Below are 6,130 nucleotides of genomic sequence, written 5' to 3'. Positions count from 1 at the left end.
AATAAGATGGCGTAAACTTACTAAAGAATTGGATTTATTAAGCAAATATAGAATTACAGAGGAACATAATGATTATCAGATAGAGATTAATTATGCTGAACAGGATTATTTGATAGGTAGTGGAATTGGAAAAATCAAACAAAAGGATTATTTGTTTTTTAGAGGAGACTACGAGTTTAACTTATTTAAGCACTTAATTGATTCAAGATCTAATCTTATTTATAATATCACAGAAAAAGATTTAAGTATTTTAACTATTTTAGAAGCAAATTCCGATTTATCAAAAACTTGGGATATTGAAGCGAGTATGGTTTTTAATAATACTAATTTATTAAAATCGCCTGTTATTTATAGAGGAAGTGAACTTAATAAAGAAAAAAATTTACAATTAAGTTTAGATTATATTTATAACCATAAATTTATCGATGATATTAGTTTAATGAACATATTTGAAATCCGAAACATAGGATTATATTTATTTACTGATTATCGTCAGGATAAATTTAATGAAGAATATCGAGAAGATATAGCAGTTGGTTTAGGAAGTAAAAGTAATTTTTATTTACTTGGGGTAAAACCTATTGACCTTGAAGTTTTTTATACTTTTGAAGAAGATAAAGAAAAAAATAAATTTGGAGTTAGATTTAACTATGATTTTTAAAAACAATCAACTAACAGTTATGATAATGGAGGTAGTAAAATGTCACGATTTTGGGAGTTTTTTATAAAAGGAATGCCAATTGGTATTTCTAATACTTTGCCTGGAGTTAGCGGAGGAACGATGGCCCTGGTTCTTAAAATTTATGATGAATTAGTAAATAGTATAAAAAAACTTAATTTAAAAGTACTTATTCCCATTGGTTTGGGGGCAGTAGTTGGAGTATTTTTAAGTTCTACATTGATTATAAATTTGCTGGAAAATTTTAATTTATTTATGACTGCTTATTTAATGGGATTGATACTGGCTTCTGCTAAAGTTACTTATAATGAAATTGCTGATTTTAATCTTTTTTCTATTATACTTGTTGCTGTTGGGCTAATTTTTGCCTATTTTTATTCTGTAGATATTAATGGAGCAGTAAATAGTGAAAGTATTTCCTTAATTAAATATTTTAGTGGAGGAGCTATTGGTAGTGTAGCAATGATTTTACCTGGAATTAGTGGAGGAACTATTCTGGTAATGCTTGGTTTATATCAAAGTGTACTTACTGCGATTAGTAATTTTGACTTTATGATTATTATAGTCTTTGGTTTGGGAGTTGCTTTTGGTTTACTAATTTTTTCCTGGCTTTTATCATATTTTTTAAATAATTATCGATCTTTACTGATGGCTTTACTGACAGGTTTAATTATTGGCTCAACAAGGAGTGTAATACCTCCCCAATTAACTTTTAGTGTAATAACAGGATTTTTATTGGGAATTGGCTCTATATATTTATTATTAAAAGTAGAAGACTAGATTATTGACATATGATTGATATAGTGGTATAATGCTGATGGAAAATTAATAGGGAGGGATATCAAATGGAAAAAATTGCTATACCAACAAATAACGGTAAAGTTTCTGCTCATTTTGGTCATTGTCCTCAATTTACAATTTATAATACAAAAGGTTCTGAAGTTGAAAGTAAAGAGATAATTGAAAATCCCGGACACAAGCCTGGTTTTTTACCTAGATTTTTAGCTGATAAAAACATCGATCTTGTACTGGCAGGTGGTATGGGAACCAGAGCAATTAATTTATTTAATGATGCAGGTGTTGAAGTAGTTACTGGTGTGAAGGGTGATGTAGATAACTGTATTAATGAATATCTTGCAGGTAACCTTGATACTGATGATAATGCCTGTGATCACTAAAATAAATTTCATGTTTAATTATGAGAAAATGTTAAGAAATTAACAGCAGTCAATTATGCTATATGTTAATCTTTTATGTAGAGATTAATTATCTTAAAAATATAATGAAAATTTTCAGGAGGCGTTAATAGTGTATGAATTAAAAGACGGTGTTTTAGAATTAGAACATGGTTCAATCAAAGAAGGGCTTATTGCTGTAGCCAGTGGAAAAGGTGGAGTTGGAAAATCTACTGTGACTGCTAATCTGGCAGCTGCCCTCAAAAATAAAGGTAAAAAAGTTGGTATTCTAGATTCTGATGTTCATGGTTTTAGTATTCCAAGGATTGTAGGTTTAGAAGAAGATGCTCGTGCTTTAAATGAAAAAGAAATAGTACCACCTGAAGTCAATGGTATAAAAGTTATGTCTATGGGTTCTTTTGTAGAAGAGGGTAATCCAGTTATCTGGCGTGCCCCACTCTTAAATGGTGCTTTACAACAATTTATGGAAGATGTTCACTGGGGAGAATTGGATTATTTACTTCTTGATTTACCTCCAGGAACAGGAGATATGGCTCTAAATATTATGCAGAAACTACCTCATGCTCAGACTTTAGTTGTAACTACTCCTCAGATTACAGCAGCTAATGTAGCAGGCCGTGTTGGTAAAATGGCTGAAAAAATGGATGCTGAAGTATTGGGAGTTGTAGAAAATATGTCCTATTATGTCTGTAGTGAATGTGGTCATAAAGATTATATCTTTGGTCAGGGTGGAGGAGAAAAATTAGCTGAACATCTTGAAACCAATTTCTTAGGTAAATTACCACTAATCACAGAGGTTAGAGAAGCAGGAGACAATGGTGAATTAGTAGCTAATAGTGATATGATTGGTGAAGAGTTTGAAAATATTGCTGATAATGTAATGGATTTAATTCCGGAATTTGATCCATCAAAAGAGCAGATGTTTTTAGAAACTGAATAAATAAAACATTCAATTTAATAGAAATAATAGGCCGTTTTCATTATAAATATTAGATTAATGGAAACGGCTTTTGTTTTATCCAATATTTTACTTTATGTTTACATAAATTTATGGTATTATTATTAATAGTTTGAATTAGATTTATAATAAACTTGACTAAAATCATAAAGTTTAATTGTGAGATAAAATATTTGTATTTAAATATATTGGAGGGATTTTTGATGAAAATAGCTATAGTTGGAGGAGTTGCAGCAGGAACTAGTGCTGCAGCTAAAGCAAGAAGAAATAATAAAAATGCAGAGATAGTTATCTTTGAAAGAGATAGTGATATTTCTTATGCAGGCTGTGGACTCCCCTATTATATTTCGGAAGTAACAGAAGGTAGAGAAAAAGTAATTATTAATACTCCTGAAGGCTTTGCAGAAAAATATAAAATAGATGTAAGAACTAAACATGAAGTATTAAATGTTAATTCTGAGGAAAAATCATTAAAATATAAAAACTTAGAAACTGATGAGGTAGATGATTATAATTACGATAAACTTATTATAACAACAGGTGCCAGTCCAATAATGCCTCCTATTCCCGGTCATGAGTTAGAAAATATTGTACCACTTAGAACTGTTAATGATGCTGATAGAATAAAAAATATTATAGATAAGCAAAATCCTAAAAAAGCTGTTATTGTTGGGGCTGGACTTATTGGTCTGGAAATGGCAGAATCTTTTAAGGAATCCGGTTTAGAAGTTGGAGTTATTGAAAAGCTACCACATGTTCTGCCTATTTTGAGTGATGAGATGTCAGAAATTGTAGAAGAACATCTTAAAGAAAAAGGTGTTAATTTAGTTTTAGATGATGGAGTTAATGAATTTAAAGGAGATGGAAAAGTAGAAAAAGTTGTAACTGAAAGTGGTAAAGAACTGGAAGCAGATTTGGTACTTTTAGCTATTGGTGTTAAACCTAATGCAGAATTAGCTAAAAAAGCAGGTGTAGAAATTGGTAATACAGGGGCAATTGCTGTAAATGAAAAAATGGAAACATCTAAAAAAGATATTTATGCAGCTGGAGATTGTGCTGAAAGTAAAGACCTTATAACAGGTAATCCAGCCTGGGTCCCCTTAGGTTCTACTGCCAATAAACAGGGAAGAACTGCTGGCGAGAATGTTACAGGTGGAAATGCCAGACATAAGGGTATATTAAAAACTGGAATAACCAAGATATTTGATTTAGCAGTAAGTAGAACCGGTCTTTTAGCTTCTGAAGCTCGTGAAAATGGTTTTGAAGTTGAAGAAGTTAAAATAAAAGGTGTTGATCATGCAGGATATTATCCTGATTTAAATGAATTACATCTAAAAGGGGTTTTTGATAAAGAAACTAATAAGATTATTGGTGCAGCTGTAATTGGAGAAAATGGTGCAGATAAGAGAATAGATGTTTTTAGTACAGCTATATATAGTGGTTTGACTGCTAATGATCTATTTCAGATTGACCTTGCTTATGCACCTCCTTATTCAACTCCTAAAGATGCTGCAGCAGTGTTGGGTATGGTTGCTGAAAAGAAATTAAAATAATATAAAATAAAAAGAAATGGAGTGAGTTATATGGCTAGACCACCAAAACCGCGGAGAGTAGAATATATTCCAGAGGTTAAGTTTTTTAAACCTGCTGGAGTTCCAATGCGAAATTTAGGAGAGATAAATCTCTCTATGGAAGAAGTAGAAGCTATTCGTTTGAAAGATCAGGAAGGTTTGACTCAAAAAAAATGTTCAGAAAGAATGGAAGTATCTCGTCCTACATTTCAAAGAGTTTTAACTTCGGCCCGCAGAAAGATTGCTGATGCTTTAATTGATGGAATGGCTATTCGTTTTGAGGGTGGAGATTATAGACTGGCAGAGAAAAAATATCATTGTCCAGAATGTGATCAAGAATTTACCCGTCCAAAGGCCTGGGGTAGGAAAAGACGTCAGCGCGGAAGAGATGTTGAATGTCCTGAATGTGATGATGAGCGGGAAAATGAAAATACTAAATAAATTATCTCGATTATAAAAAGCCTGGTTATAAAAACCAGGCTTTTAAATATTTATTCTATCTTTAAATTTTCTTTCATTTTTTCATAGCTTAAAACACCAAGATTTTTTTCAATAATAATTCCCTTTTCATTTAAAAAATAACTGGTAGGTATTGCTCTTATTAAGTATTGATTTGCTACTTTTTTATTTTTATCAAGTAAAACAGTAAAATCAAGATCTTCATTTTCTAAATATTTTTCAACTTTATTTTTTTCTTCTTCTAAATTTACAGCAACTATTTTTATTTCTTCCCCATGATTTTTCTGTAATTTCTGAATATCAGGCATTTCTGCTTTACAGGGTGGACACCAGGAAGCCCAAAAATTTATAAAAACTTTTTTACCTTCCAGATCTCTTAATGTAACTTCTTTGTTATTCATATTTTTTAAACTAAAGTTAGGAGCCTTTTGCCCCACTTCAGTTCCTATTTGCGCTGCTTCTATTTGCTGAAAATTAAACAAAGTAAAAGTTCCTAGAAAAAGGATGAGGATTAAAATAGATAAATAACTTTTCTTTTTCATAAATTTCACTCCTTTATTATAGTTTTAACTTAGATAGTAAACACTAAATTATTTGTATAAATTAAAATTCCAACAATAATTATTAAGATACCTGTAACTTTTTCAATAATAGGTAAATAAGGATTAATCTTTTTGAATTTAGGTAAAAACCAGTTCATAAAAAGAGCGACTGCCATAAAGGGTAAGGCAAAACCTATAGAATAAAATAATAATAAAAAACCGCCTGTAGCCATACTCTGACTGCTGCCTGCATAAATAAGAATAGAAGAAAGAATTGGACCAACACATGGAGTCCAGGCAAAGGCTAAGGCTATGCCCATAATAAATGATCTTAAATATTTATTGATATTTTGTGGGATTTCAAAATTTTTCTGTTGATAAAGAGCCTTTATTTTAAAAATTCCACTAACATGTAAACCTAAAATAATAACGAAAATTCCACCGATTTTTCTAAAAATGGCCTGGTTTTGTAAAAGTAACTTTCCTAAATATGATGCTGATAGGCCTAAAAGCACAAAAATTGAAGTAAAACCTAAAATGAAAATTGAAGCAGGAATAATTAATTCGGCTTTTGTATATTCTTTTTGTTTTGAATAATCGCCTATTAAAAATGTAATATATGATGGAATAAGTGGTAGTACACATGGAGAGAAAAAAGAAAGTGTTCCGGCAGTGAAAGCAATTAGTATAGAAATATCACCCTGCATATAAGTACTCCTTTCTTT

The 6,130-nt window shown here is 30.7% G+C and carries 8 protein-coding genes; 6 read left to right on the top strand and 2 right to left on the bottom strand.

What is annotated here, in order from left to right; translation table 11 throughout:
* The 6 genes from VJ881_04770 to VJ881_04745 all read left to right on the top strand — a co-directional run.
* Positions 1-661 (top strand): hypothetical protein (locus VJ881_04770; GenBank protein ID HKL75361.1); only part of this gene is annotated, 661 nt, incomplete at its 5' end.
* Positions 662-700: 39 nt separating this feature from the next.
* The gene (locus tag VJ881_04765; protein HKL75360.1) at positions 701-1,459 is read left to right on the top strand and encodes a DUF368 domain-containing protein; all 759 of its coding nucleotides are present in this window, start codon (positions 701-703) and stop codon (positions 1,457-1,459) included.
* Positions 1,460-1,524: 65 nt separating this feature from the next.
* Positions 1,525-1,857 carry a NifB/NifX family molybdenum-iron cluster-binding protein gene (locus tag VJ881_04760; protein ID HKL75359.1) on the top strand — a complete coding sequence of 111 codons (333 nt, stop codon included), beginning with the start codon at positions 1,525-1,527 and terminating at the stop codon, positions 1,855-1,857.
* A gap of 130 nt (positions 1,858-1,987) precedes the next feature.
* Positions 1,988-2,815: an Mrp/NBP35 family ATP-binding protein gene (locus VJ881_04755; GenBank protein ID HKL75358.1), complete on the top strand. Its 828-nt coding sequence runs from the start codon at positions 1,988-1,990 to the stop codon at positions 2,813-2,815.
* Between the two features lie 221 nt (positions 2,816-3,036).
* Complete coding sequence (locus VJ881_04750) at positions 3,037-4,386, top strand: FAD-dependent oxidoreductase (protein HKL75357.1); 1,350 nt, start codon at positions 3,037-3,039, stop codon at positions 4,384-4,386.
* Positions 4,387-4,416: 30 nt separating this feature from the next.
* Entirely contained in the window at positions 4,417-4,845 is a 429-nt protein-coding gene (locus tag VJ881_04745; GenBank protein HKL75356.1) for a DUF134 domain-containing protein, read from the top strand.
* 50 nt (positions 4,846-4,895) lie between these two features.
* Here the strand turns inward: VJ881_04745 and VJ881_04740 are convergent, their stop codons facing one another.
* Positions 4,896-5,405: a TlpA disulfide reductase family protein gene (locus VJ881_04740; GenBank protein HKL75355.1), complete on the bottom strand. Its 510-nt coding sequence runs from the start codon at positions 5,403-5,405 to the stop codon at positions 4,896-4,898.
* Between the two features lie 29 nt (positions 5,406-5,434).
* Positions 5,435-6,130, bottom strand: a 696-nt coding sequence (locus tag VJ881_04735; GenBank protein HKL75354.1) for a cytochrome c biogenesis CcdA family protein, incomplete at its 5' end; no start/stop codon positions are given.

It is taken from the genome of Halanaerobiales bacterium (genome assembly GCA_035270125.1).
Classification (GTDB): Bacteria; Bacillota; Halanaerobiia; order Halanaerobiales; family DATFIM01; genus DATFIM01.
The sequence above is the reverse complement of the archived record's forward strand: the minus strand, read 5'-3'. Positions and strand labels throughout refer to the sequence as shown.

Excerpts from the sequence above, each read along its gene's own strand:
- VJ881_04765 (HKL75360.1), top strand. The coding sequence starts at position 701 with ATGTCACGATTTTGGGAGTTTTTTATAAAAGGAATGCCAATTGGTATT.
- VJ881_04760 (HKL75359.1), top strand. The coding sequence starts at position 1,525 with ATGGAAAAAATTGCTATACCAACAAATAACGGTAAAGTTTCTGCTCAT.
- VJ881_04750 (HKL75357.1), top strand. The coding sequence starts at position 3,037 with ATGAAAATAGCTATAGTTGGAGGAGTTGCAGCAGGAACTAGTGCTGCA.
- VJ881_04745 (HKL75356.1), top strand. The coding sequence starts at position 4,417 with ATGGCTAGACCACCAAAACCGCGGAGAGTAGAATATATTCCAGAGGTT.
- VJ881_04740 (HKL75355.1), bottom strand. The coding sequence starts at position 5,405 with ATGAAAAAGAAAAGTTATTTATCTATTTTAATCCTCATCCTTTTTCTA.